General features: G+C 67.4%; 17 protein-coding genes. 2 read left to right on the top strand and 15 right to left on the bottom strand.

Translation table 11 applies throughout. The annotated features are described in order from the left end of the window. Positions 1-148: 148 nt before the first annotated feature. From AC1DBN_RS02305 to AC1DBN_RS02295, 3 genes are read right to left on the bottom strand one after another with little or no spacing between them, the layout of a single operon-like run. Entirely contained in the window at positions 149-907 is a 759-nt protein-coding gene (locus tag AC1DBN_RS02305; RefSeq protein WP_477722502.1) for an aldo/keto reductase, read from the bottom strand. Beyond that, positions 904-2,292 (bottom strand): MFS transporter, encoded by a 1,389-nt coding sequence (locus AC1DBN_RS02300; RefSeq protein ID WP_314213219.1) that lies wholly within the window; start codon positions 2,290-2,292, stop codon positions 904-906. The genes AC1DBN_RS02305 and AC1DBN_RS02300 overlap by 4 nt, the downstream gene beginning before the upstream one ends. 19 nt (positions 2,293-2,311) lie before the next feature. Beyond that, positions 2,312-2,653, bottom strand: a complete 342-nt coding sequence (locus tag AC1DBN_RS02295) for a carboxymuconolactone decarboxylase family protein (protein ID WP_314213217.1) — start codon at positions 2,651-2,653, stop codon at positions 2,312-2,314. A 145-nt stretch (positions 2,654-2,798) separates the two neighbouring features. On the opposite strand from AC1DBN_RS02295, the gene AC1DBN_RS02290 reads away from it, so the two are divergent. Next, positions 2,799-3,698 (top strand): helix-turn-helix transcriptional regulator, encoded by a 900-nt coding sequence (locus AC1DBN_RS02290; RefSeq protein ID WP_314213215.1) that lies wholly within the window; start codon positions 2,799-2,801, stop codon positions 3,696-3,698. 329 nt (positions 3,699-4,027) lie between these two features. After that, positions 4,028-5,263, top strand: a complete 1,236-nt coding sequence (locus tag AC1DBN_RS02285) for an MFS transporter (protein WP_477722501.1) — start codon at positions 4,028-4,030, stop codon at positions 5,261-5,263. 40 nt (positions 5,264-5,303) lie between these two features. On the opposite strand, the gene AC1DBN_RS02280 is transcribed toward AC1DBN_RS02285, so the two are convergent. From AC1DBN_RS02280 to AC1DBN_RS02225, 12 genes are all read right to left on the bottom strand, one after another. Then, entirely contained in the window at positions 5,304-5,906 is a 603-nt protein-coding gene (locus AC1DBN_RS02280) for a TetR/AcrR family transcriptional regulator (protein ID WP_314213208.1), read from the bottom strand. A 101-nt stretch (positions 5,907-6,007) separates the two neighbouring features. Then, positions 6,008-7,006 carry an NADP-dependent oxidoreductase gene (locus AC1DBN_RS02275; protein ID WP_314213205.1) on the bottom strand — a complete coding sequence of 333 codons (999 nt, stop codon included), beginning with the start codon at positions 7,004-7,006 and terminating at the stop codon, positions 6,008-6,010. Between the two features lie 82 nt (positions 7,007-7,088). Further along, positions 7,089-7,802: an SDR family oxidoreductase gene (locus AC1DBN_RS02270; RefSeq protein ID WP_314213202.1), complete on the bottom strand. Its 714-nt coding sequence runs from the start codon at positions 7,800-7,802 to the stop codon at positions 7,089-7,091. Between the two features lie 243 nt (positions 7,803-8,045). Further along, a complete protein-coding gene (locus AC1DBN_RS02265; RefSeq protein WP_314213200.1) occupies positions 8,046-8,795 on the bottom strand; it encodes a 4'-phosphopantetheinyl transferase family protein in 750 nt (249 codons plus the stop codon). Continuing rightward, positions 8,792-9,592, bottom strand: a complete 801-nt coding sequence (locus AC1DBN_RS02260; RefSeq protein ID WP_091719894.1) for an ABC transporter permease — start codon at positions 9,590-9,592, stop codon at positions 8,792-8,794. Before AC1DBN_RS02260 ends, AC1DBN_RS02265 begins: the two co-directional genes overlap by 4 nt. Further along, positions 9,589-10,566, bottom strand: coding sequence for an ATP-binding cassette domain-containing protein (locus AC1DBN_RS02255; RefSeq protein WP_091719896.1), 978 nt, complete (start codon positions 10,564-10,566; stop codon positions 9,589-9,591). The genes AC1DBN_RS02260 and AC1DBN_RS02255 overlap by 4 nt, the downstream gene beginning before the upstream one ends. Then, positions 10,563-10,775 carry an MbtH family protein gene (locus tag AC1DBN_RS02250; RefSeq protein WP_045730439.1) on the bottom strand — a complete coding sequence of 71 codons (213 nt, stop codon included), beginning with the start codon at positions 10,773-10,775 and terminating at the stop codon, positions 10,563-10,565. The genes AC1DBN_RS02255 and AC1DBN_RS02250 overlap by 4 nt, the downstream gene beginning before the upstream one ends. A 64-nt stretch (positions 10,776-10,839) precedes the next feature. Beyond that, positions 10,840-21,432, bottom strand: a complete 10,593-nt coding sequence (locus tag AC1DBN_RS02245) for an amino acid adenylation domain-containing protein (protein ID WP_477722500.1) — start codon at positions 21,430-21,432, stop codon at positions 10,840-10,842. Between the two features lie 101 nt (positions 21,433-21,533). Beyond that, positions 21,534-21,803, bottom strand: coding sequence for a hypothetical protein (locus tag AC1DBN_RS02240; RefSeq protein WP_157693458.1), 270 nt, complete (start codon positions 21,801-21,803; stop codon positions 21,534-21,536). 221 nt (positions 21,804-22,024) lie between these two features. Next, a complete protein-coding gene (locus AC1DBN_RS02235; RefSeq protein WP_091719904.1) occupies positions 22,025-24,238 on the bottom strand; it encodes an alpha-galactosidase in 2,214 nt (737 codons plus the stop codon). A gap of 151 nt (positions 24,239-24,389) precedes the next feature. After that, on the bottom strand, positions 24,390-25,736 hold the full coding sequence (locus tag AC1DBN_RS02230) for an ABC transporter substrate-binding protein (RefSeq protein ID WP_172829953.1): 1,347 nt from the start codon (positions 25,734-25,736) through the stop codon (positions 24,390-24,392). Positions 25,737-25,809: 73 nt separating this feature from the next. Continuing rightward, complete coding sequence (locus AC1DBN_RS02225) at positions 25,810-26,751, bottom strand: carbohydrate ABC transporter permease (RefSeq protein ID WP_091719907.1); 942 nt, start codon at positions 26,749-26,751, stop codon at positions 25,810-25,812. Positions 26,752-26,758: the final 7 nt, after the last annotated feature.

Below are 26,758 nucleotides of genomic sequence, written 5' to 3'. Positions count from 1 at the left end.
TGGTACAGCACCTCCACGGGAACTGCGGACTTCAATCCTGCAAGTCCCGGTCCGGCTGCATGCTTGGCGGCGCCCCCGGCCACGGCGAACAGAAGTGTGAGTCCCGTGGTCATGGCGGGGTGTGCCAGGGCCTTGGAGGACGGGGTGGTCATGTCCAATTGCCTACGATCGTTTCGGCGCGGTCGGTGGCAGGGGCGGGAGTGGGTGACAGGGCCGAGATTCCTGCCCGCAGCTCGGCTGTCATGTCGATCTCGAGCGCCGCGAGGGATCCTTCGAGCTGCGCGGGGTTGCGTGCGCCCACGATCGGTGCCGTGACGCCCGGGTGGCCCATGGCCCAGGCGACAGCGAGCGACACAGGCGAGAACCCGGCGTCGTCCGCGAAGGCGGTGAAGCGCTCGGCGGTGGTCCGGTCGCTTTCGAGCCCGTAGCGGTCGGCGTACCGGGCGTTATCCACGAGCCGGCCGGCCGCAGGCGGCTGCCCGCCCCGGTACTTGCCGGTGAGCAGGCCGCCGCCGAGCGGGCTGTAGGTGATGACTCCCATGTTTTCGGCCTGGGCGAGCGGGAGGATTTCAACCTCGGCCTGTCGCTTGGCGAGGTTGTACATGGGTTCGATGAGTTCAAAGCGAGCCAGCGTCTCCCGGGCGGAGAGGCCAAGGGCGGTGGCGATCTGCCACGCGGCCCAGTTGCTCAGGGCAGGGTAGAGGATCTTGTCCTGCCGCTGCAGGTCATCGAGGGCGCGGAGCGTCTGCTCGATGGGGGTGCTGTCATCGAAGGCGTGGACAAAATAGAAGTCGATCCTGTCGGTGCCGAGCCGTTTGAGGCTTGCTTCGGCGGCCTGCATGATGTGGCGGCGGGAGAGGCCCTGGGCGTTGATGTCTCCGCTCGTGGGGAGGGTCCTGTAGTTCACGGGGTGTTCCTTTCGTTGAGTTGCCTGCTTGCGAGGGCGGCGCACAATGCGACCGCCGCCGCAATGAGGAGGCTGGCCATGAGCCCGGGGTGGAACGTGGCTGGCTCTGCCAGCAGGGCACCGAAGACCGCGACGGCGAGGGCACCACCGAACTGCCGGCTGGTGTTGAAGATCCCGCTGGCCGTCCCGGCCAAGTTCCCGGGCACGGCGTTGAGCAGCGCCGCCGTCATGGGCGGCATGACCAGCGGCCCGGCCAGCCCCACCAGCACCATGAGCCCTGAGACTACCCAGACGGGTGATGCAGCAGGGAGGAGGGCAATGGCGGCCAAGCCCACGGCCATAGCAAGGAATCCGAGCGTCACCAGGCGCCTGGCGCCGAAACGCTCAACGATGCGGGCGCTGAACGGGGTGATGATGAGTCCGGTCAGCATCATCGGCAGGAACGCGATCCCGGTCTGGAACGCAGACAGTCCGCGGTGTTGCTGCAGGTCCAGGCTCATCACGAACGGAAGCCCGTAGTACCCGACCATGAAGGCGAAGCCCGCGGCGGCGGCCACAAGGAGAGTGCGTGAGCGGCGGAGCTCCGGCGGTATCATGGGGTGCCGTCCCCGGGCCTGCCCGACGGCGAACGCGGCCAACGCGGCGAAGCCTGCGGTCAACGCGATGGCTACTTGCGGAGCAGCGAATCCGGCTGCTCCAGCCTCGATGACGCCGTAGGTGATTCCGCCCATGGCGAGCATCGCCGTCGTTTGTCCGATCCAGTCGATCGGTGCGCTGTGGCGGGCCGAGCGGGAAGTCATTGCAAGCAGGACCAGCGCCACGACGCCCACCGGGATGTTGATGAGGAAGATGAGCCGCCAGCTCGCCAGGCTCAGCAGCCCTCCGATCACTGGTCCGGAGGTGGACGCGATGGCACCACCCATGGCCCAGAAGGCAATTGCCCGCGCCCGACGCACCGGCTCGGGGTACGCTTCACCGATCAAGGCCATGGACGCGGGCAACATCAGGGCCGCCGCTGCGCCCTGCACGAATCGCGCCGCAACGAGGGCAACCATGCCCGGGGCGACACCGCACGCCAGCGACGCGATGAGGAACAGGACCAGCCCAATGCCGAAGGACCGCCTGGCGCCCAGGCGGTCAGAAAAGGCGCCGGCGGACAGCAGGAACGCAGCGAACATGAGCGTGTAGCCGTCCAGCACCCATTGGAGGCCTGTCATGCCTCCGCCGAGGTCAGCACGGATGCTTGGCAGGGCTACGTTCACCACCACCGCGTCCAGGGTGATCATGAAGAAACCCAGGACCGACGCCGCGAGGGCGGTGCCGGCACGCGGGCCTGAAGTGCCCGGACGTGTCTCCGGAGGCGCTGCGGGGCTGCCCAGTTTCATGGGGACTCCTGATCTGTGTTTAGTTCGGTCCGTCAGTGCCGAAAACCTTCTTTGCCACGGTCATGGCGGACATTGCCTTCGGCCAGCCGGTGTAGAAGGCCAGGTGGGTGATCGCCTCGATGAGCTCCTCCTCGGTTACCCCGTTGTCGCGGGCGAACGGCAGATGGAAGTTCAGCTGGTCGATGTTGCCCATGGCGGTCAGGGCAGCGACTGTGGCAAGGCTCCGGTCCCGCTTCGACAATTCAGGCCGCTCCCATACCTCGTCGAAGAGGACCCTGTCCGTGTAGTGCACAAGCCCCGGGGCAAAGTCTCCGAACGCGTTCTGCCCGCCGGTCCACCCGTTCTTCGATGCGCTGGTCATGGGTACGCTCCTTCTCTGTTAATGGGTCGCAGTTACTGGCTTTCCACTAACAGGACATCGCGGATTACCCGCCCGTGGGAGTCCCTGCTGAAGGATGTACCAGCAGGGCATCCCTCGCAGGCCCGGGTGGACGTAGGGTCTGTGTGTGGACAACAGGAATGAAGCACGGGAATTTCTTATGTCACGGCGGGCTAAGCTCGCTCCCGACCAGGCCGGGGTTGCCGTTTCCGGGCACCGGCGGGTGAAAGGGCTTCGCCGCAGCGAGGTCGCCGCGCTGGCGGACGTGAGCATCGAGTACTACTCGAAGATCGAGCGGGGAAACCTCACAGGGGTCTCCGACTCCGTGCTGGATTCAGTGGCGAGGGCGCTGCAACTCGATGATGCGGAGCGTGAGCACCTCTTCGACCTGGCCCGTGTCGCAAACGGCGCCGCCCAGCCGGTGCGTAAGCGTAAAGCGAAGGCCTGGGCTGCGAGGGAAAGCCTGACCCGTTCGCTGGATGCCATCACGAACGGCCCGGCCTTCGTTCGCAACGGCCGGATGGACATCCTGGCGGCCAATGCCCTCGCGCGCGCCTTCTACGGCCAGGTTTTTGATGGGCCCGGCCGTGGCAACCTCGCCCGCTTCAACTTCCTGGATCAACGGTCCCGGGAGTTCTACCCGGACTGGGAAGCTGCAGCGGACGTGAGCGTCGCGATCCTGCGGACCGAGGCAGGACGGGACCCGCACGACAAGGAATTGCACGACCTCGTCGGTGAACTCAGCACCCGGAGCGATGCTTTCCGCAGCCGCTGGGGCGCCCATAACGTGCGCCGGCACGGCAGCGGAACGAAGAACTTCCACCACCCGGACGTCGGAGACCTCACCCTCACCTATGAGGGAATGGAACTCACCGCCGAACCTGGACTGTCCTTTCTCATCTACACCGCCGAGCCCGGCTCACCGAGTGAAGACCGGCTGAAGCTCCTGGCCAGCCTCGCCGCGACGGCACGGCAGCAGGCAGCGGCCGCCTTGCCTGCCATCGAGGCCTCGCAGGAACCCAGTTAGCAGGACTGGTTCGGAAGTCAGCGGCTGGTCGGTGCAGCAAAGCACCTGTCGACGCGGCAACTGACCTGTCGTCCCAGCCAGACACGTGGACCTCCACGACGGCAGGGGCCTCATCATGGGACGTGCCTCTCAGCAGCAATCTGATGCTGTAACACCCGGTGAAGGGAGACGCAGGGAGGGTCTGCCATAACCCGTTACAGCAAAGCCCTGGCTACGGCTCCCGGAACCCGCTTTCATGAGACTGACCCAATCGCCGCTGATCCTGCTTCAATGCTGGCCGTGACGCCTGGCCCAAAGAAGCCAGGCCCGAAAAGGATGAGAAAACCCCCATGCCTCGTGCCACGTCCCCAACGACTACCGGGCCACACCCCAACGACGCCCGGCCGCATCCCGCCCACTGGGGAGGTGTCTTCGCGATGTCACTCTGTGTCTTCGCGCTGATTGCTTCCGAATTCATGCCCGTCAGCCTGCTCACCCCCATGGCCGCCGAACTCAACGTCACGGAGGGCCAGATCGGGCAAGGCATTGCCATCTCCGGAGTCTTTGCTGTCCTGACCAGCCTCTCGATATCAACACTGGCCGGCAGGATGAACCGCAAGACGCTGCTGCTCGGGCTGACGGTGGTCATGGGAATCTCAGGTGCGATGGTTGCGCTGGCTCCGGGATACGCCTTGTTCATGATTGGCCGCGCCCTCATCGGCGTGGTGATTGGCGGGTTCTGGTCCATGTCGGCGGCCACGGCCATGCGTCTGGTACCGCCCCACCAGGTGGCCCGGGCCCTGACCATCTTCAATGGAGGCAACGCCCTTGCCACGGTCCTGGCAGCCCCGCTGGGCAGCTACTTGGGGTCAGTCATTGGCTGGCGCGGGGCGTTCTTTTGCCTGGTGCCCATTGCCGTGATCGTACTGGTCTGGCAATGGATCAGCCTTCCCGCCATGAAGGCCGCCGAGCGGAGTCCGGGCACCGCAAATGTCCTCGGCATCTTCACCGCGCTCAAGAGCCCTCCGATCGCCTGGGGAATGGCAGCCTGCGGGTCGTTCTTCATGGGCCAGTTCGTCCTTTTCACCTACGTCCGACCTTTCCTTGAAACAGTGACGGTTATTGATGTGTCAGGCGTTTCCCTTGTCCTGCTGGTGATCGGTGGTGCCGGCGTCGTAGGTACCCTCCTGATCGGACGCGTCCTCCGTAAGGGCCTCTACCGCACACTTATTGCCATTCCGGCGCTGATGGCTGTCGTCGCCGGGGCTCTTGTGCCTTCGGGTGCCTGGGTGGCAGCCGTGGTGGTGCTGCTCGGTCTGTGGGGCCTGCTGGCCACGTCGGCACCTGTCGGCTGGTGGGCGTGGATCGCAGAAGCAATGCCCCATAACGCCGAAGCCGGCGGGGGCCTCATGGTGGCAGTAATACAGACGTCAATCGCCATTGGCTCCACTCTCGGCGGGCTGCTGTTCGACTCTGTAGGCTACCGGGGCGCGTTCTTGACGAGTGCCGCCCTGCTCCTGATCGGTTCCTGCCTGGCCTTCCTGACCGCCCGGACGGCACGACGGGACGCACCCTCGGCATCGTAGCGACCAGCCACGGAGGTGGATTCGCGGGTACCCGGGCGGATTATCGGCGCGCAAGCAGGCTGACCTGCGCCTCTATGTCCTGCAGAATCGCCGCGGTGGTCAAAGACGCATTCACGCTCGCGGCCATGGTGACGAACATGACTGCCGAGATGATCCGGGCCGTCGTTGCGGCGTCGCCGGTAGCGATGCGGCCATCGCGGCCCAGGGCGGCAGCGATGGCTTCCTCGGTCCGGGCAACGATGGAGAGGGCCTGGCCATGGTGCGGCTCGGCCGGATCGCCGAACACCATTTCCCGCAGGTAGAAGCGCCCGTTATCGACCTGGACACGGTTGCACTCCACGATGGGCCTCACGATGGCCATCACCGCACCCAGGACATTCGGAATGGTTTCAGCCTCGGCCCGGCCCCGCTCAAGTGCTTCGGCGTAGTGGGCGTTTTGCACGAGGAGGAGGAGTTCGCCCTTGTTCCTGGCATAAAGGAACAGGGTTCCGGCGCCAATGTCAGCCTTGTCGGCAATTTGCTGGGTAGTGACATCGTCGACCCCGTACTGGGCGAACAGTTCAGTGGCCGCGGCCGTAATGCGGTCCAGCTTCTCCTGCTTGTTCCGTTCCCTTCGTCCCAGCGGTTGAGGTGTAACAGGCATCCGATTCCTCTGGACTCAAACTGACTGGACTCAATATTGAGTATATCCAACCAGTCTTGGTGACACTTCCGGCCGGGATGTGCGCAGTGAGGCCGGCCAGCTCAGTTGGCGACTGTGACGACCGCCTTGCCGCGGAAGCCCCCCGCAGCCAGGGACTCCAGCGCCCCAGGCGTTTCGTCGAAACTGGCGACCTTCCCGACGACGGGGCGGAGTACGCCGTCGTCCACCAGTGCACTGATCTTTCGCAACTGGTCGCCGCTGGCCCGCATGAAGAGGAACTCATAGCTGACGCCGAGTTTCCTCGCCTGCCTGCGGACCCTGCTGCTGAGTGCTGCGATAGCCACGCGCAGTACGGGGTTCAGCCGGCCTTCGCGCGCAAAACCGGAATCCGGCGGCCCGGAAATTCCAATGGCCTTGCCGCCAGGTTTGAGGATACGCAGTGACTTTTCCAGAGTCTTCCCGCCGAGACTGTCCAGCACGAGGTCGTAGCCGCTGAGGAGTTGCTCAAAATCCTGGCTGCGGTAGTCGATGACAGTGTCTGCCCCGAGGCCGCGTACGAAGGCGGCGTTGTGGTGGCTCGCGGTGGTTGCAACTGTCGCACCCAGGTGCTTGGCGAGCTGGATGGCGATGGTGCCCACACCGCCGGCGCCGGCGTGAATGAGGACTTTTTGCCCGGGACGCACGTTTCCCCGCTCGACGAGGGCTTGCCACGCGGTAAGCGCGACGAGCGGCAGTGATCCCGCCTCCACCATGCTGATCGAAGCCGGTTTCAGCGCCACGTCTTCCTCTGCCATGGCAATCCGCTCAGCAAACGTGCCGATTCGGTCTTTGCGGGGGCGGGCGTACACTTCATCCCCGGGTTTGAACCCGCGGACGGCTGCGCCCACTGAGAGCACCGTTCCGGCAACGTCGTTGCCCAGCACCAGTGGAAACTTGTAGGGAAGGATCTGCTTGAACTCACCCGTGCGGATCTTCTCGTCCAGCTGGTTGAGGCCGGCGGCCTGGACTTTCACCAGCACGTCCCCTTCGCCAACTATCGGCTCGGCAACCTCAATTTCGCTTAGTGGTTCCTTGTAATTCTTGATACCAAAAGCCCGCATGCGTGTTGCTCCTTCTGGGTCGTGTTCATAGGGCTGACGTCGGGCCACTGCTACGTCGTGGCCCAAGGCGGTGCGGCTGCCTTTAGGCCTTGCTGCGCGCAAGTTGAGGGTAGAGCGCCTCGATGGGGGCACTGAGCCCGGCCTTGAGCTGCACAGACGTCTGGTCGGCGAGGACCTCGTAATCGCCCGCTTCGACGGCATCCAGCACCGTGGTGACCAGATCGGCCGGGTCCATCTTGGGATCCGTGGCGTGCGCAGCCATCATCGTGTCGACATAGCCGACATGGACGCCCACCACGTGCACCCCTTCGGGTGCCAGTTCCAGGCGCAGCGAGTTGGTGACAGACCACAGTGCTGCCTTGGTGGCACTGTATATGCCGCCAACGGCGTACCAGCTCATCGCGGAGTGGATGTTGATCATCGCGGACTTTTCCTTCGCTATCAGGACCGGTGCGAAGGCGCGGGCGAGGAACAGGGGGCCGAGGAAGTTCGTCTCGACGTTGGTTCGGATTTCCGCGTCGGAATGGGTAAGGATGCCCGGGGTAGCGACGCTGGCTCCAGCGTTGTTGATCAGCACGGTGACGTCATCCGCGGCCGTTACGGCAGCCTGTATTGAGTCCGGGTCCGTGATATCGAGGGCAAGCGGGACGATGCGCTCATCATCCCAGCTGCGCGGGGTACGGGCGGTGGCGTACACCTTGCTGGCGCCCCGGGCCAGGGCGCTGTGAACGAAGTGTGTGCCGATGCCGCCGTTGGCGCCAGTGACGAGTACGACTGCTCCATTGAGTGAATACATGGTGGAAACCTTCCTGGGCTGTAAACCGTGCGCGCCGGTTGGCGCGGAGGGTGCGGGGACCGGAAGGCCCCGCATACCACCCGGCATCTCTCCGGGTGACTACACTCATAACTGAGTGCGCTCAGCAAATATTCCCGGGGTTGGAGGAGGCAATGAGGCCGCCCCCGAATCGGCGTGCTGCAATCCACTCGGCAGGAAGAGGCATCGAGCGTCACCGGGGCGGGCGGGGAAGGGACCCGCCTGTCAGGCTGCCGGCCGTGGAGGCAGCAAATCGGTCAAAGACAGCCTGGTGAGTGACGTGGGCCCCGCCGCGGACAGGGCCGCGGCGTACCCCGGAGGGGCAGGAAGGAAAACCGCACCCAGTCCGTTCACCTGCGGGTGGGCAGGGCTTTCGGCGCGGAGGGTGGAGCAGTCGTCGTTGGCCGAATCGCCGGCCAAATGAACTTCGGCCGGAGGTACGCTGAGGCCGAGCCCGGCCGCCTTGAGTACTGCTTCCTTAGCCACCCAAAGTCGGAGCCGCGCGGGTATGTCACCGGGGGCAAGCGCTCCACGTTCGGCCGCGGACGCGACGTACTGGTCGAATCCGCTGTGCAGGGTGTCGGGAATGCGTTCGATATCCGCGCCCACCGGGGTGCCCTCAGGTCCTGCGGCCACCATTACGGCGCCCTTGCTCCGGGACAGGCTGAGGCTGGCCCCCGCGACTGCCGGCTTGCCGTGCCCCGTGCTCCCGCAGCCGCTGCACCACCGGGTGACTTCCAGCTGCCGCGCCTCAGCGAACCCCCGCCCCAGCCGGTGCGCAGCAAGCAAACGGAACAAGGCATGGGAGGCCAGATAGTCCAGGCGGTCTCCGGGGCGGGCAAAGCGCCGGGCGGATTGTGCTTCGGCAGGGGAGAGGCAAGCCGTCAAACCGCCAATCGGTCCGCAGGCAGCCTCAAGATCTGCAGAAAAGACGGTGAGGAAAAACGTGCCGGCAGCAGGGTTTCGGCCGTTCATCGCCGGCTGATGCGCCGGTACTGGGTAATGGCCAGCGGCGCGAACACCGCAATGATCCCGACGCTGCAGAGTACCGAGTAGAGCACCGCGTTATCCGCCGCCCAGCCGCCCGGAACGCCGAAGCCGGCGGGAGCCGCATTCCCGAACAGTTCACGCGCCGCAGTGGCGACGGCTGTGACCGGGTTCCATTCGGCGATGGTCCGCAGCGGGCCAGGCAGGGAATCCACCGAGACAAATGCCCCGGAGATGAACGTGACGGGGAACAGCCACACGAGGCCCAGGCTCTGTGCCACTTCGACGCTGCGGGCGGTCAGCGCAATCACTGCACCGATCCAGGACACAGCGAAGGCGAAGAGCAGCAGCAGGGCCAACGCCGCAAGAGCGGGGCCGGGTCCATTGGTGATCCGCCAGCCGATGGCCAGCCCGCACAGCATGGTGGCCGCTACGGACAGCACGCTGGTGGCGAGGTCGGAGGTGGTGCGGCCCAGGATCACGGCGCCGCGGGACATCGGCAGGGACCGAAACCTGTCGATGAGGCCCAGTTGCAGGTCCTTGGCCAGGTACACGGCCGTGAAGGAGGCGTTGAAGGTGAGCGTCTGCGCCAGGATTCCGCCGATCAGGAAGCTTCGGTACTGGTCGCCGCCGAGGGTGCCGCCGAACACGAAGCCGAGCAGCAGCACGAACATGACGGGCTGCACGAGGCCGGTCACCAGGGCACCGGGGGTCCGGAGGACATTGAGGAGGTTGCGGCGGGCAATGACAGAGCTGTCCCTCGCGGCTGCGGTAATGGCGGTCATACGGTCACTTCCTCCTTTTCGGCGCCGGTCACGGACGCGTCGGTGGCGTGGCCGGTCAGTTTAAGGAACACATCGTCCAGGGTGGGCCTGCGGAGCGAGGCCTCTTCCACTGCAAGGGACTGTGCGTCGAGTTCGGTCAGGATGCGCACCAGGGTGCGGTGGCCTTGCGGGGCGGCGATGGACACGCCCAGGTTCTGCGGATCCAGCTCGGGCCGGACGTCCGGGCCGGCGGCGGCGTGGAGCACGGCGGCTGCGGCGGGCAGGTCGGCAGCATGGCGCATGACGACGCCGATGCGTTCAGTTCCGGCATTTTGCTTCAGCTCTGCGGCTGTCCCCTCGGCGATGACCTTGCCGTGGTTGATGACGGCTATGTTGTCGGCCAGCCGGTCCGCTTCTTCCAGGTACTGGGTAGTCAGGAGCACAGTGGTGCCGTCGGCGACGAGCCGGGATACGACATCCCATGTGTCCAGGCGGCCGCGCGGGTCCAGTCCTGTGGTGGGTTCGTCGAGGACAACCACCTTCGGCCGGGCCACGATGGCACCCGCGAGGTCCAGGCGGCGCCGCATTCCGCCGGAGAAGGTTCCCGACCGTTTGGTTGCCACATCCGTGAGCCTGAAATTCTCAAGCAGCTCCGACGCCCTGGCGGAGGCCGTACGCCGGTTCATGCCGTACAGGCGTCCCACCATGTGCAGGTTCTCGAAAGCGGTGAGTTTTTCGTCCACGGCCGCGTATTGCCCGGAGAGGCCCAGGTTGCGACGCACCAGGTCCGGGGCCGACAGCACGGAGTGCCCTGCCACCCGGGCGTCCCCGCTGTCCGGAGCCAGCAGCGTGGTGAGGATCTTGACGGTGGTGGTCTTCCCGGAGCCGTTCGGCCCCAGGAGCCCCAGAACAGTTCCCTCACCGGCCTTCAGGGTCAACCCGTCGAGGGCTTTGAAGCTGCCGAAGCTCTTGCTGACGTTCTCTACGCGGATCACTGCGAAGCGGCGAGCTCGGAAACCTTGCGCGGTGCCATGTCCGTCCACGTCCGCGACACGTAGTCAAGGCACGCTTCCCGGTTGTCGGGGCCGAACATGGTCACCCACCCCTCGGGGACGGCGGCAAAGACGGGCCAGAGGGAGTGCTGCTGGTACTCGTTGACCAGTACGGAGAAGGTGGCGGACTTGTCATCGAACGGGTTCGTCATTATGACCTTTCCTGGCGTTTTTGGTGGTGTGCGGGGGCCCCAGGCGTCACAGGAGCATCATCTGTTATTCGGTTCCGCCGCCCAGGTGGATGGCCAGGGAATGCATGATTGTCTTGAGAGCCCGGTCACTGAGGAGCTGGGAATGCCTCTCGCCGACAGGAACATCGGTGATGGCCCCGGTGACGAACGGCGACCATGCATCGCTGCCGGGAGTGCCCGGCGGGACCTGCTCCGTGGCGCGGAAGAACAGCAGGTCACCGGTGAACAGTTGGGGCCGTTCGTCCCGGATCAGGCGTGCCAGCACCGGGAAGTTCCGGGCCATGGCCTCCACCGAATCCGTGGGGACCGTTCCTACCGGGTTGTGGTTGGCGCGCAGGATCTCCTGGGCGCGGTGCACGTCCATGCCTGTCAGGTTTTCCCCGGTGAGGTCGTAGCCCTGCGCTTCCAAGTAGCTCGCCCACAGCGCCTGGCCTTCGCCGGGAGCGGTGTTGTTTTCCTGGTTGTCCGGGAAGGCGTCGAGGATGGCCAGGAATGCCACTTCGTGGCCACGTTCCTGCAGCCGTGTGGCCAGCCGGTGGGCCAGATACCCGCCGAATGACCAGCCCAGCAGGTGGTACGGCCCCTCGGGCTGGACGGTGAGGATCCGGGCAATGTAGTCATCAGCCAGTTCCGTCAGGGTTGTGGCAGCCACCGGAGAGGTCCGGCCTGGTTCCATGCCTGGCATCTGCAGCCCGATCAGGGGCCGTTCGGGGTCAAGCTGCCCCAGCATGGAGGCAAATCCCCAGCCGATGCCCGACGCCGGGTGCACGGCAAACAACGGTGCCTTCGACCCGGCTGCCCGGAGGGGCAGCACCTCCCGCAGGCTGTCCGCGATGCTGGCACGCGAGCCGTTGGCTGCTTCGAGCAGCAGCCCTTCCACGGTGGGCGCCCGGAAGAGCGACTGCACCTGCAGGTCCGTGCCCAGGGCAGCGTTGACCTTTGCGACCAGCGGCTGCGCGAGGAAGGAGTGGCCCCCGAGTTCGAAGAACGACTCGTCAACGCCCGCCCGGTCAAGGGACAGCACCTCGGCGAAGATGCCGGCCACGGTCTTCTCCTGCGGGGACCGCGGCGCGCGGCCTCCTGTGCGCGCCGCGGTGGCGGCATCGGGGAGCGCGTTGGCATCCACCTTGCCGTGCGGCGTCAGCGGCACTTCCGGGATCACCATGACCACTGAGGGCACCATGTAGTCCGGCAGTGCCGCCTGCGCGTGGCGGCGCACTGCGTCAGGCAGGTCTTCCGCGGCCTCACCGGACGCGACCACGTAGCCCGCCAGCCGCGCTGCGCTGCCTTCACCCACTGCCCGGACCACTGCGGCCCTTACGCCCGGAGCACCCCTCAGGACCGATTCCACTTCGCCGGGTTCCACCCGGAAGCCACGGATCTTCAGCTGCCCGTCGTTGCGGCCGGCGAAGACCAGCCGCCCGTCCCGGTGGCGGTAGACCACGTCACCGGTGCGGTACATCCGTTCGCCGCCGCCGTGGAAAGGGTCCGGCACGAACCGTTCAGCCGTAAGGCCCGGGCGTCCGCGGTATCCCCGGGCCAACTGCGTGCCGGCGATATACAGCTCGCCGGCTGCGCCCGGGAGGGCGTGCTGCAGCCGGTCATCCAGGACGTAGAGCCGGGTACGGGGCGTGGGCCGGCCCAATACGGGCGCATCACTGTCGGCCACCGCTGCCACCACGGTATCCACGGTGGCTTCGGTGGGACCGTAGAGGTTCCAGGCCCGGACGCCGGGAAGCGCCGCCAAGGACGTCCACAGGCCGGCGTCGAACGCTTCACCGCCCAACGCGAGGCTGAAGGCCTCCCGGCCGCCCGGGTGGTTGGCCAGGTAGGCGGCGAACTCCGGTTCGGCCAGGAGTTGGCGCAGGTAACCCGGAGTGGTCTCCCAGGCACTGATGCCTTGGCGGACGAAGTACCCGGCGAGGGCCGTTGGGTCCCGGCGGAGGTCGTCGGAGAGCAGGTGCAGTTCATGACCGGCAGCCAGCCAGAGGACGGGATCCCACGATGCATCGAAGCCGACGCCCGTTGTGTGGGCCACCTTCCGCCTGCTGATGCCGGCAAGCAGCGTCTCCCGGTGGGAGGCCAGCAGCGCGGCCAAGGCACCGTGGCTGACCTCCACGCCCTTGGGCCGGCCTGTGGAGCCGGAGGTGAACATCACCGACGCAAGCTCACGCGGGTCCCTGACGCGGTGGGGCACCGGCGGCTGCGCGGTGGTGCGGGCCAGGTCTTCGATCAGGAGCACGCGGGGTTCAACAGCCAGCCCCGCCAGGATGCCGGCGAGCCTGGGCGCCACGGCGGAGCTGGTGAGCACTGCCTCGGGCGCGGCATCTTCGAGGATGGCGGCCACGCGCTCGTCCGGATACGCCGTATCGATGGGGTTGTAGGCGCTGCCCGCAAGCACCACTCCGAGGAGGGCCTCCACCGTGCCGGCGGACCTGGGCAGCATGACAGACACCAGGCCGCCGCCCGCGCCGGCTGCGGTGAGTCCGGCGGCGACGCGTCCGGCGGACGCCGCAAGGTCCGCGAAACTAAGCGAACCGGCGTCGGTCACAAGTGCAACGGCGTCCGGCGTGGCACGGACTGCCGACGCGAAGGCCGCCGGGATGTCCTGGTCGGCAGGCCCCGGGGCTTGTCCGGGTGCCTGGCCGGCCCCGGGGGCGGCAGTTCCGGCGAGCGAGCCCGCCGTTGACGCAACCAGGGCACGCGCCTCGTGCTCTTCCAGCAGCGGCAGCTCCGACAATGGCATGTCCGGAGCCGAGGCGGCCAGGTCCAGCAACCGAGTGAACCCTGCCGCCAGGCGCCGGGCGGTGCCCGGTTCGAACATGGCGGAGTTGTAGTCCAGCGTTCCGGCCAGGCCCCCTTCGGCATCCGGCCGAAGCGTGAAGGACAGATCGAACTTGGCCTCTCCTGTTCCGGCCTCCGGCTCGGGAACCACCGTGACGCCGGGAAGCTGGGGGACCGCCGGCATGTCACTGTCCACCGTGAGCATGGTCTGGAACAGGGGATGGCGGCCCAGTTCGCGTTCCGGTGCCGCTGCCTCCACCAGCCGTTCGAAGGGCACATCGTCATGGTCGAAGGCGTCCAGGATGCTGGCCCTGGACCGGTCCAGCAGGGTGCGCAGGCCAGGGTCGCCGGCGGCGTTAACGCGCAGCGGCAGGGTGTTCACGAAGAAGCCCACCATGGGGGCGAGCAGCGGATCGGCTCGGCCCGCGGTGGGCGAGCCGATCACCAGGTCCTCACCGGCGCCGGTCCGGAGCAGGTAGCCGGCAAGCCCGGCGTGCAGGGCCATGAACAGGCTGGCGTTCGACGACGACGCGAGGGTTGAGAGCGCCGTGACACTTTCAGGGGACACGCGGAAGCCCACCTGGCCGCCCGGTTGGCGTGCGGTGCGGGGCCGCTGGTGGTCAGCGGGCAGCATCAATTCGGGCGGGATCCCGGCGAGGGCGTGCCGCCAGTGGCCAACCTTTTCAGCCAGGGCGGGCCCGGCCAGTTGCTGCCGCTGCCATGAGCTGAACTCGGCGTACTGCAGCGGCAGGGGAGCCAGGGCCTGTGCGGCCGGCGCCCCGTCCGCGGCTGCGAGCGCCGCTGAGTACGCCGCGGAAAGGTCCCGCGCCAGCGGTGCCAGGGAGGCGCCGTCGCCGGCGATGTGGTGGATCACCAGGTGCAGCACCCATTGTGGTCCTGTCTCCTGCGGTGCTTCACCGGCCTCGCCGTGGATCCGGATGAGACCGGCCCGCAGCGGCACCTCGGTGCGGACATCGAAGCCGCGGCTTGCCTGTGCCTGCAGTTGGTCGCGGAGGTTGTCCTCGGATGTGGCAGTGCTGACGGCAAGGTTCATCGAGGACCCGTGGCCGGCGCTGCCGGTGGAAAGGATGTGCTGGCCGGGGACGCCGCCGGTCTCCGGGTATACCGTCCGGAGGACCTCATGCCGGTGGAACAGTGCCTTCACGGCGGAGGCCAGGGCCTGTTCGTCGAGGGTGCCGGTCAGCCGCACTGCCAGGGAGATGTTGTAGTCGGCAGCGCCTGGATCAAGCTGGTTGAGGAACCACATGCGTGCCTGCGCGTGGGACAGTTCCAGGTGCTCCGGCCGGGTGGCTCCAGCAGTGTCCAGCCATTCGCCGAGCGGCATGCTGGCGGTTCCAGCGTTCGCGGCCATGCCGGGCCCGTCAGCGTCTCCGGCGGCGACGGTGTCCGTCCCGGCGTCTGCCGTTCCGGGCCGCAGCGCGGCCAGCAGCCCGGCCGGGGTGGGGGCGTCGAACAGGGTGCGCAAGGGAAGTTCCCGGCCGAAGGCCGTCCGGATCCTGCCCATCAGGTCGATGGCCAGCAGTGAATGCCCGCCCAGGGCGAAGAAGTCGTCGCCCATGGAGACGTTGTCCACGGCCAGGACGGCGGCAAAAACGGCGGCCATGGCGTGCTCGTCCGGGGTCTGCGGTGCTGCTCCCATCCCGGCTGTTGATGCGGCGGGCGCGGGCAGGGCTTTGCGGTCCAGCTTGCCGTGCGGTGTCAGCGGTATGTCCGGGATGGGCATGAGGATGGCCGGGACCATGTAGTCCGGCAACCGTTCCGCAGCGTGCGCCCGGAGGTCCTCCGGTGCAGCGGCTCCGGTGTAGTAGGCGATCAGCCGGTGTGCCGGTTCGCCGTCGGGAAGAACCACGGCCCGGTCCACCAGTGTGTGGGCTCCAAGTGCAGCCTCGATCTCACCCGGTTCCACCCGGAATCCGCGGACCTTCACCTGCTCGTCGTTGCGGGCGACGAATTCGAGGGTCCCGTCGCTGGTTCGCCGCACCAGGTCGCCGGTGCGGTACATCCGGCTGCCGTCGGTGGCGTAGGGGTTGGCCACGAACCGGGCCGCTGTTTCGCCGGGTCGCTGGTGGTAGCCCTGGGCCATTCCGGCTCCGGCCAGGTACAGCTCTCCCGGGACGCCCAGGGGTACCAGGGCCAGGTGCTGGTCCAGGACCAGGGTGGCGGTGTGGGCGATTCCCGTGCCGATGGTGGGCCGGGGCCCCTGGATCCGCGCGGTTGCGGAATCCACGGTGAATTCGGTGGGCCCGTAGAAGTTCCAGGCGTCCACGCCGGGCATGCCGGACAGGGTTGCCCATAGCCCGGCAGGCACGGCTTCGCCGCCCAGCAGCAACAGCAGCGGCAGTGCCTGCCCGGTACCTTCGGTTTGGGAAACCGGCTCCGCACCGAGGCCGAACTGCAGGAGCTGGCCCGCGTAGGAGGGGGTGGTTTCCAGGACTCCGATGGCGTGGTCCTGGCAGTAGGACGCCAGCGCCTGGGCGTCGGTGCGCACGGCGTCGGCCACGATGTGAAGTTCGGCGCCGGCCACCAGCCACAGCATGGGGTCCCAGGCTGCGTCGAATCCGAGCCCAGCGATGTGGGCCACGGACACCGTTGCGCCCCGGGCTGCCTCGAACCGCGGGGCATAGAGCGTCCGGAGGTGGTGGGAGTAGAGGTTTGCCAGTGCACCGTGGGATACGGCGACACCTTTCGGCCGGCCTGTTGACCCCGAGGTGAAGAGGACGTAGGCGAGGTCTTCCGGTGCGGGCCGTCGCCCGGCCAGGTCTGTGTCAGCGACGCCCGTTCCGGCGGAGATCAGCATCTCCAGGGTGACTGTCCGGGCGGCCGGAACGGGGCCCGCCTGGCCCGGGCCCGCGGGTGCGGCGAGCACCATCGCGGGGCCGCCGTCGTCGAGGATCATGGCGATCCGTTCGGCCGGGTAGGTGAGGTCTACCGGGATGTACACCGCTCCCGCAGCAAGGACCGCGAGCGCGGCCGTGGCCACATCTGCCGTGCGGGGAAGGGCCACGGCCACCCTGTCGCCGGGCTGGATACCCAGCGCCACCAGGCCCTTGGCCGCAGACTCCACGCGTTGCCGCAGCAGGCCGAAAGTGAGGCCAGCGGCCGGGCCATCTGCGTCCACCACGGCGGACGCAGATGGGGTCCTGGCGGCGGTGGCCAGGAAGGCATCCACTACCGTTTGGCCTGTCCCGTCCCCTGGGCTGTACGCGGTGCCGCTGGCGCTGTGCGCCAGCACCAGGGCCTGCTGTTCAGGCGACTGGATCCGCAGCCTGTCCAAAGTGACGGTGGGGTCCGCGGCGAACTGGTCCACAACGGCCAGGAAGCCGTCGGCCAGCAGTTGGGCGGTGTCCGCGTTGAAGAGGGCGGGGTCGTAGGCGAGGGATCCGGTGAGGCCGCCGGACCTTTCGGCGAGGTCCAGGAGCAGGTCGAATTTGGCTCCGGCCGCCTCCCGGGCCTGGTCCGCCGTGGCTTCCAGGCCGTCCATGGCCAGTTGGGTGGTGGCGGTGTTCTGAAGGGTCAGCATGACCTGGAACAGGGGGTGCCGGTGCTGCGAGCGGGAAGGGTTGAGCTCCTCCACCACCCGCTCGAAGGGCGCATCCTGGTTGGCGTAGGCATGCAGGTTGGTATAGCGGACGCTCTCCACGAGTTCACCTGCGGTGGGGTTGCCGGAGGTGTTCGTGCGCAGGACCAGCGTGTTGACGAAGAAGCCCACCAGGCTGTCCAGCTGGGTGTCCGTCCGGCCGGCCACTGGGGTGCCCAACGGAATGTCGTCGCCGGCTCCGGCCTTGGTGAGCAGTGCTGCAAAGGCTGCCTGCAACACCATGAACAGGCTCGCGTTGTGCTCCCGGGCCAGGGCGTTGAGCTGCTCCGCCGTTTCGCGGCCGATGTTCAGGTGAACGGACGACGCCGGACCGCCGCCTGGGTGCGCAGCGTCAGTCCGGGTGCCGCGGGCGTGGTCGAACGGCAGCAGCAGTTCCTCCGGGGCGCCGCGCAGTTCGCGCGCCCAGAACTCCAGTTGCCGCGAGATGGGGCTTTCCGGATCCGACTCGCTGCCCAGTTCGGAGCGCTGCCAGAGCGTGTAGTCGGCGTACTGAACGGGCAGCGGCGGCAGGTCCACGTCCCTGCCCGCGGCGAGGTGGTTGTACGCGGCCGACAGATCCCTGGCCAGGGGAGCCAGGGACCAGCCGTCGGCTGCGATGTGGTGCAGGGTGACCGCGAGGACGTGGTGGTCCGGCGCCAGCTGGAAGAGGACCGCGCGCAGCGGCAGGTCCCGGGCCAGGTCGAACCCGCGCCCCGTCTCCGCAGCAAGCGCGGCGGGCAGCGCTGCGCTGGAGCATTCCACGGCAACCAAGGACGGCCGCCCCTCTGCCGGCGGCAGGATGTGCTGGGCGGGTTCGCCGTCAACCAGGGGGAACACCGTGCGGAGCGTCTCGTGGCGGGCGGTCACTTCGCCGAGGGCAGCAGCCAGGGCTGTGACATCCAGGGCCCCGCGCAGGTCCAGGACCACCGGGATGTTGTACGTCCCGGCCGCCGGATCCAGCCGGTTCAGGAACCATAGCCGGCGCTGGGCGAACGACAGCGGCAGGACTGCCGGCCGGGTGGCGGCAGCCAGCGGCTGGGCCGGAGCCGTACCCAGGTCCAGGGTTTCGGCGAGGGCCGCCACCGTTGTCTTCTCGAAGACTGTGCGGAGCGCGGGAGCCGTACCGGTCCGGTCCCGCAGCAAGGCCACCAGCCGGGTGGCCAGCAGTGAGTGCCCGCCCAGGTCGAAGAAGTCGTCCTCCAGCCCCACCGAGTCGAGGCCCAAAACGTCCCGGAACGCAGCGGCAACGATCCGTTCGGGCTCGTTACGCGGGGTAGCGGCGGAGGTGTCCTGTTCCGGTACAGGCAAGGCCTGGACGTCCAGCTTTCCGTTGGGTGTCAGGGGCAGGGCAGGGATGCTGGTGACGGCGGCGGGCACCATGTAGTCGGGCAGGTTGCGCCGTGCCTGGCGCCGAAGCTCGGCGGTGTCCAGCGGTTCCTGCGGCCCGCCGTCCTCCGTGGGCGCCGGCGTGACATACGCCAGGAGCTGGTCATAGCCGGCCCGGTTGGTACCTACGGTGATGGCTGCCTGGTCTACGCCTGGCAGGGCGCGCAGCACCTGTTCGATCTCGGCGGGTTCAACGCGGAATCCCCGGATCTTGACTTGGGCATCCAGCCGCCCCCGGAATTCAAGGGTGCCGTCATCCCGGCGGCGCACAATATCTCCGGTGCGGTACATCCGCGAGCCGTCCAGCGCGAAAGGGTCCGCCACGAAGCGTTCTGAGCTGAGCCCGGGCTGGTCCAGGTACCCGCGGGCAAGGTTGATGCCGGCAACGTAGAGCTCGCCCACGGCATTGTCCGGAACCGGGTTCAGACCGGAGTCCAGGATGTAGTGTCGGGTGTTTGCCACCGAACCGCCCAGGGTGGGTGCGGTGCCAACTTCCATGACCGCGGTGAGCGAGTCCACGGTGGTTTCGGTGGGGCCGTAGAAGTTGTAGGCGACAACGCCGTTGCGGCCTGCCAGGTCTTCCCACAGTTGGGTGTCCACAGCCTCGCCGCCCAGTGCCACCACAGACGGATGCCGTTCCTGGTCGAACAGTCCGCCGGCCACCAGTACCTTGGCGAAAGAGGGCGTGGTCTCGACGGAGTCAATGCCGGCCTCGGCCAGATAGGCGCTGAGTGCCTCAGGGTCCCGCCGGGTCGCGTTGTCCACGAGGTGAAGTTCATGGCCTGCCACCAGCCACAGGATGGGGTCCCATGACGCGTCAAAGGACAGCCCCGCGGTGTGCGCCACCCTCAGCTTGCGGCCCAGCCGGGCCTCCGCCGGGGCAAAGATGGTGTCGCGGTGGGAGGTGTAGAGGTTCAGCAGGGCCAGGTGTTCGACACCGACGCCCTTGGGCCGGCCCGTGGAGCCGGACGTGAATATGACGTACGCGAGATCCTGTTGGCCGGTGGCGGACGGGAGAGCCGAACCGTCCTTGCCGGCGAGGCAGGCCTCCATCAGGGCAGAGTCCAGGACCGTGACCGGGACGTCCGTGGCCAACTCCTCGTATCCCGGTGCCGGCGCGCTCCCCGCCCCGGACCCTGCCGCCGTAAACGCTGCCGAGGTGAGGAGCCTCAGGGGTGCAGCGTCTTCGAGCATTCCCTCCACGCGGCCCACGGGGTAGTCCGGATCCAGCGGAAGATAGGCGGCGCCGCACTTGAGGATGGCCATGAGCGCTATCGGCAGCAACAGGCCGCGGTCCAGCCGCACCGCCACCGTGCTGCCGGGACCTGCGCCGTGCCCGGAAAGGAACCTGGCCAGTTGGTTTGAACGGGACTCGAGTTCGGCGAACGTGAGAGTCCCATCCGGCGCCACAATGGCCGTCTGATGCGGCTGTGCCGCCGCGTTCTGCTGGAATTCCTCCACGACGGTGTGACCCGGCAGGCGCTGGCCGTGAGCCTGGCCCGCGGCGAGGAGTTGCTGTTCCTCGGCCGGGGTGGTCACCGGCAGGTCAGCCACCACCGCGTCCGGGCGGGTGGCCACATGTTCCAGCAGGCGTACGAAGCGGTCAAGGTGGCCGGCCAGCACATCCTGCGTGTACATCGCCGCGTTGGCTTCGAACTGGACTGTGGGCTGCGGTGCTGCACCGCCGGCGCCGAGGCCGTGGACCACGATGGAGAGATCGTCGACGGGCCCGGTGGAGAGGATGTTCATCGCGCCCCGGGCCTCGCCGAAGGAGATCGCGTCCAGGACGGGCAGGATGTTGACCGAAGGGCCGAGGTAACCGCCTCCGGTGTCCAGGTCCTCATAGCGGAAGCGCTGGTGGACCAGTGCGCCGCGGAGGCTGCGTCCCACCGCGGCCGCGGTGGCGGTAATGGTTTCGCCGGGGTCCACGGTGAGCTTGACGGGAACGATGTTCGACAGCATGGACGGCGTTGACTTCGCCAGATGTCCGCGCCGGGCCGTGACGGGCAATGCCACCGAGGCGGTGCGCTCACCGGTGATCCGGTGCAGGTACAGGGACGCGGCAGTCAGGATCAGCGCCGGCGCGCTTGCCGGCGCACCCTCGAGGGCCGTGGCCGCGGCGGGTGGGAGGACCATCGAAGCCCGGATCAGCGACCCCGCGGCACCGTTGGGCCGCCCGGCCAGGCCTGTGGCAGGAGGCGCCCCGGTAAGCTCGGCATCCCAGAAGGCGCGGTCGGCCGCGGCGCCGTCGGACCCGGCGTAACCCGCCTCAGCCGCCAGGAGATCCGTGAACCGTGCAAAGCCCGGACCTTCCCCGGTGGCCTGCCCGCCGCCGTCGTCCGCCAGGAGGATGTTGTAGAGCTCAGCCACCCGTCGCAGGACCAGGACCGCGGAATAGCCGTCCAGCAGGAGGTGGTGCACGCGCTGGTAGAAGAAATGACGTTCGGGCGCGAGGCGGATGAGCTCTGTATGGAGCAGGTGCTCCGATAAAGGATCCCGGGGGAGTGCCAGGTCGGCGTCCATGAGGGCCCGGGCCTGTGCTTCCGGGTCTGCAGCGCCGGCCAGATCGGTGACATCAAGAACGGCCGGCCGCGGACGCGGGTACTGGAACGGCCCGTCTTTGTCCTCGCTGAAGGCCATGGTGAGGGCCTCGGTGCCTGCAACCCCCTGCTTCAGGGCGGCCGCAAGGACATTATGGTCCAACGGACCGGTGATCTCAACAAACTGACCGATCTGGAACATCGGATTCTCCGGTGCCAGCTTCTGCGCATACCAGATGCCACGCTGGGCCTGGGTCAGGTCCAGCCGCAGAGCTGGGCGGGCAGGGGAGTTCAGTGCGTCGTGGGACATGTTCCTTCTCGGGATCTCTGGGCCGGCTGGCACGTCGGGGGCATGGCGAAGCACCGCTGCCCGGCGTGGAGGCCGGGCAGCGGTGGGTCAGGCGGGGAAGGTTACTGGAACTGGCCGAACTGGAAGGGGCCGGTGCCGCCCAAGTCCACCAGTGGGCCGTCCACTACGGGACCGTTGATGACGCCGCCGTTCAAAATTCCGCCGGCGAGTACATCGCCCAGCAGAAGGGAGCCGGTGGCCTGCCGGGAAACTTCAGTTACGGGGCTGGACGCCGTAGCGGCCTGCGCGGGGAGGGTGGTTGCGGCCAAACCGGTCAGGGCCAGCAGGGAAGCGGCGGCGGTCCGGGTCATGGTCTTGGCACTCTGGTTCACGATCATCTCCAGTCAGGTAGCAAAAGTTTCCACACTCGTTCAGGTGTCATAAGGGCATTCGGACCTGACGCAGTACCGGATGGGCGGCAACGCCATGCAGGCCCATGGAGTCCCCCGGAGCCAGGGCTTCCGGGCAGTCGCTCCGGCTGAGGTTTCCGTGCCACACACGTATGGCCCGGCTGAAGTTTCCGCCGGGCCATACGTTCGTGGGTTGTGACCGCCTAGACGGCCGTGACCTTGATGAGCAGCGCGTGCTCCGGGTTGAGCATCGGCATCGGCAGGCCAACTTCGCCGAGGAACCGGCCGCTGGCCGTTGCACCGTCAGTGAGCCAGGCCGGTGGCTGCACCTGGGTGAACGTGTGTCCGTAATCGTTATCGCCGGGGGCCGGGAAGATGGGTTCCACCCGGTAGGTCCGGTCCGGGTCGAGTCCGGGCAGGCCCATCCGTCCCGGCTGCTCGGCACCCGAGGTGCGGGCACAGACAAAGGCGAACAGCGCCGCCGTCGTACCTTCCGCAGCGGGTTCCGCGGCCGCCACGCCGTGCAGCTGGTATGCCTCATCAGCGATGTCCGCGTGGACCGGGTGGCCGCTGTGGATCAGGCCCCGGTGCTCCTTGAAGAGCCCGACGACGCGCCGCAGCTCCTCCCGTTCCGCGCCCTGGACGCCGCGGACGTCCCATTCCATGCCGAAGTGGCCGAAGAAGGCGGTGATGGCACGGAAGGACAGGTCGTGCGTGCGGGCTGTGGTGTGCGAGGTGGTGGGGCCGATGTGGCTGCCCACGAGCTCCGGCGGAACCACGGCGCCGGTCCAGCGCTGGACGGCCTGCCGTTCCAGGGCGTCGTTGCAGTCCGACGCCCAGACACGTCCGGTCCGCTCCAGGATTCCCAGGTCAACGCGTCCGCCGCCGGAGGAGCAGCTTTCAATCTCGACGCCGGGATGGGCCTTGCGGAGCTCGTCGAACAGCCGGTAGGCGGCGAGGGTCTGTTCGTGGACGGACGCGCGGCCGGCATGGCCCTGTTCAACGATGTCCCGGTTCTGGTCCCACTTGAGGTAGCTGATGTTGTTCTCAGCCAGGAGTGCCGAGATCCGGTCGAAGACGTACTGCCAGGCTTCCGGATTGACGAGGTCGATGACGTGCTGGTTGCGCCATTCAAGGGGCAGCCGGCCGCCGTCCTTGTGGGCTACCGCTGAAGGGCCTGAAATCCAGTCCGGGTGGGCCCTGGCAACATCCGAGTCCAGGTTGACCATCTCCGGTTCCACCCACAGCCCGAACTCCATTCCCCGCGAGGTGACGGCTTCGATCAGCGGCGTCAGCCCGTCCGGCCACAGGGTTTCGTCCACGTACCAGTCGCCCAGGCCCGCGTGGTCGTCGCGGCGGCCGCGGAACCAGCCGTCGTCGAGCACGAATCGCTCCACGCCGAGGTCCGCTGCGGAATCGGCAAGTTCGATCAGGGTGTCGAGGTCGTGGTTAAAGTACACGGCCTCCCAGGTGTTCAGCACCACCGGGCGCGGCTTCGCGGCGGGAGCGCCGGCCGTGGAGGCTGTGCCGGCCGCGGCGGCAGGAAGGATGTGGTGCGGGCGGGACCGGAACCAGCTGTAGAAGGCCTCGGTGATGCCGTCCAGGCCGCGGTCCGAAAAGGCAGCGAACAGGGCAGGTGTGGTGTAGCTGCCGTCCGGCGCGAGGATGACCTCCGCGGAGCCCAGCAGTTCCGAGCCGCCGATCATGGTCCGTCCGTCGCCGATGGTGTCTGCGAACTGTTCATGGTTGCCGCTCCATGCCAGGTGGGTGGCCCAGACCTTGCCGTGCCGGTTGCCGAAACTTTGGGTGCCGGCGGCAAACAGGAGGGAAGAGTCGTGGCCGGTGCGGCCATGCCGTCCGGAGCGGACCCACGTGCCTTGCTGGATGGGCCGCCGCTGCGGGTGGCGTTCGCGGCACCAGCGTCCGGTCAGGTCAAGGAGTTCGACGGCGTCCGGCGCTACGGGGAGGACGGTGGCCAGTTCGTCCACCTGGAAGGGGGTGGTGCCGTTGTTGGTAAGGGTATGCCGCAGTTCCAGCAGGCCACCCGGGTGCAGTGTGAGGGCGGTGGCGACGCTGATGCCGGTGTCGGCATCGGCCTGGACAATGGTGGCCCGCCCGGGGCCTGCGGTGTCCACCGACGTGACGCGGAGGCGGGAAGAGAAATCCATGCCGGGGGCGCCGTCAGTGATCCGGTTGCCGCGGAGGGCAGGGCGGCCCCGCCAGGACGAGGAAGCCTGGGGGAGGAGTGCGGCCGGGACGCGGGCGTCCACGGAGGAATTTCCTACGGGCGTGGTGAGGACTGCGAGGTCTGGAAGTGCTGCACCCAGGTCCGCGCCCCAGTGGATGACCTCGGCCTCCCCGCTGTCGAAGCTGATCAGCAGGCTGGTGCCGGCGGAACGGAGGTGCAGGGGATCCATGGTGGTCTCTTTCGGTGTTCAGGGTGCGTCTTAAGTTACGCATAACGGGAATGCCAGGGAAGGGGGTGGCCGGGTGCCGCCGCCGCGAGGAGGAGGACGGCGGGACCCGGCCGGGTGGCTGCGACCACAAACGCAGCCACTTTTTTAGGGGTTACTTGAACAGCGCGTTGACCTGTTCGTTGGCGGCCGTCAGCGAACTGACCGGCGCCTTGCCGGACACTACGGCGTCCATGGCCGGTTCCATGATGCCCTTGACCTTGGCGGTGTTGTCCGTGATCGGGTACAGGAACGTGGTCTTGTTCTTCACGTGCTCGGTGAAGGCGGTGACGTCCACGCCCTTGGCCTGGAATGCTGCGGCTGCCTTGTCCGAGGATGCCTTCAGTGCGGGGAAGACCACGGCTTTAGACGCAACGACGTCCTGGCAGGCGGATGAAGCCAGGTATTCAACCCACTTGATGGAGGCGTCCTTCTTCTTGGTGCCGGCCCAGATGGAGTCTGCCAGGCCGTTGAACATGGAAGCGCGCTTGCCTTCGGGGCCCACTGGGGTGGGAGCGATGCCCACCTGGATGCCCTTGTATCCGGTGTACTGGCCGATCATCCATGAACCGTGGGCGTTGATGGCGGACTTGCCGGCGGCGAAGGTGTCAGCCATGCTGGCGCCGACGGTGGTTTCGAGCTTGGGCATGTAGCCCCTGTCCGCCAGGCCCGCAAACCACTGCATGCTGTCCTGGAATTTCGGATCGTCATAGTTGTAGTGGGTGCCCCACGGGTTCTTGTCCGTGTGGGACCAGCCGGTGGTGTTGGTGAGGTAGCTCCACTCGGTCTGGCCGGAGGAGTCGCCGCCGCCGTTCAGGCCCAGGCCGTAGACCTGGACGTTGTTCTTGTCGAACCCGGGCTCGTCACCGCGCTTGCCGCTCTTGTCCACGGTGAGGTGGGCGATGACCTTCTCGTAGGTGCCGCCGTCCTTGGGGTTCCAGGTGAGGTCCTTCATCTGGTCCTCGGAGATGCCGGCGGAAGCGAGCATGTCCTTGTTGTAGAACAGGCCGATGGTGTCCCAGTCCTTGGGCAGGCCGTACCGCTTGCCGTCCTGGCCCACCCAGAGGTCCGCGAGGCCTTCGTTGTAGGCGGACAGGTCCACTTTGTCTTTGTCCACTGCGTCATCGATGGCCAGGAGCTGCTTGTTCTCGGCGAGCTCGCCGTACCGGCCCAGGTGGTTGGTGAAGACGTCCGGTGCGGTGCCGCCCACGAAGCCGTTGGTGAGGGTGCTCCAGTAGTCGTCCCAGCCGCGCTGGGTGATCTTGACGGTGATGTCCGGGTTGGCCTTGGTGAAGTCGTCGGCGCACTGCTGGTAGGCGGGGAGCTGGTTGGCGTCCCAGAGCCAGTAGCTGATTTCGCCCTTGCCGGCTTCGGCCGAACCGCCGCCGCTGCCGCAGGCGGAGAGAGCGAGGACTGCTGCGGCGGCCGCAGCAAGGGCACCGGTTGCTTTCATTTTCTTCATGGGAGGTCCTTTCAGGGATGTTTTCGGGCAGGCCGCCATGGCCCGCGCGAGGTTGCAGGAGAAAAAAGGGGGTCTACTTGATGCCGGAGAAGCCGATGGAGTTGACGATCTTCTTGCCGAAGGCGGCGAAGAGGATCAGGACCGGCAGGGCCGAGACGAGGGTGGCGGCCATCAGGCCGGACCAGTCCGGTGCGCCCTGCGGGGACTGCGATTTGAAGACGCCGAGCCCCACCTGGAGCACGCGGACGTCATCCTGGGAGCCGACCAGCAGCGGCCAGAAGTACTCGTTCCACTGGCCGATGAAGGTGAGCAGGGCGAGGGTGGCGATGGGGGCTGCGGCGTTGGGCAGGACAATCTGGAAGAAGATGCGGAGGTGCTTGGCACCGTCGAGCATTGCCGCTTCCTCTACCTCGCGGGACATGTTCAGGAAGAACTGGCGGAGGAAGAAGATGGCGAACGGGGTCATGAACAGATAGGGGAGGACCATTCCGAGCATGGTGTTGAGCAGGTCCAGGTTCTTGATCAGCAGGAAGTTGGGCAGCGCCGTGAAGATCGGCGGGACCAGCATGGTGCCGAGGAAGAGGCTGAAGACGGCATTGCGGCCCTTCCAGCGGAGCCGGGCGAAAGCGTAGGCGGCCATGGCACTGAAGAACACGGCCCCGGCGGTGGTGATGGAGGAGAAGACAACGGAGTTGCGCAGGTAGATCCAGAAATCGATCGCGGCGCCCGAGCCGCCTTCGGCAACGGCCTCCGCGGGAGTCTGCAGGCCGAAAACCCGCTTGAAGGCACCGAAGGTGAATTCGGCCGGGAGGAGGCTGCCGGCGTTGGTTGCCAGCGCGTTGTTGGTGGACAGCGCGGTCCGCAGCACCCAGAGGAAGGGAAGGACGGAGACGGCGATGGCCAGGATCAGCAGGGCCCAGGCGCCGGCGCGGCGTGGGTTGAACGGACGGTGCTTTGCCGTACGACGGCGGCTGGCCGGCTTGGCCAGCGGCGCGCGGCTTGCGGTGGTGGTCATGGAGGAC

It is taken from the genome of Pseudarthrobacter sp. 10T415, from assembly GCF_056394175.1.
Note: the sequence above shows the minus strand (reverse complement) of the source record. Positions and strands in the feature narration are given on the sequence as shown.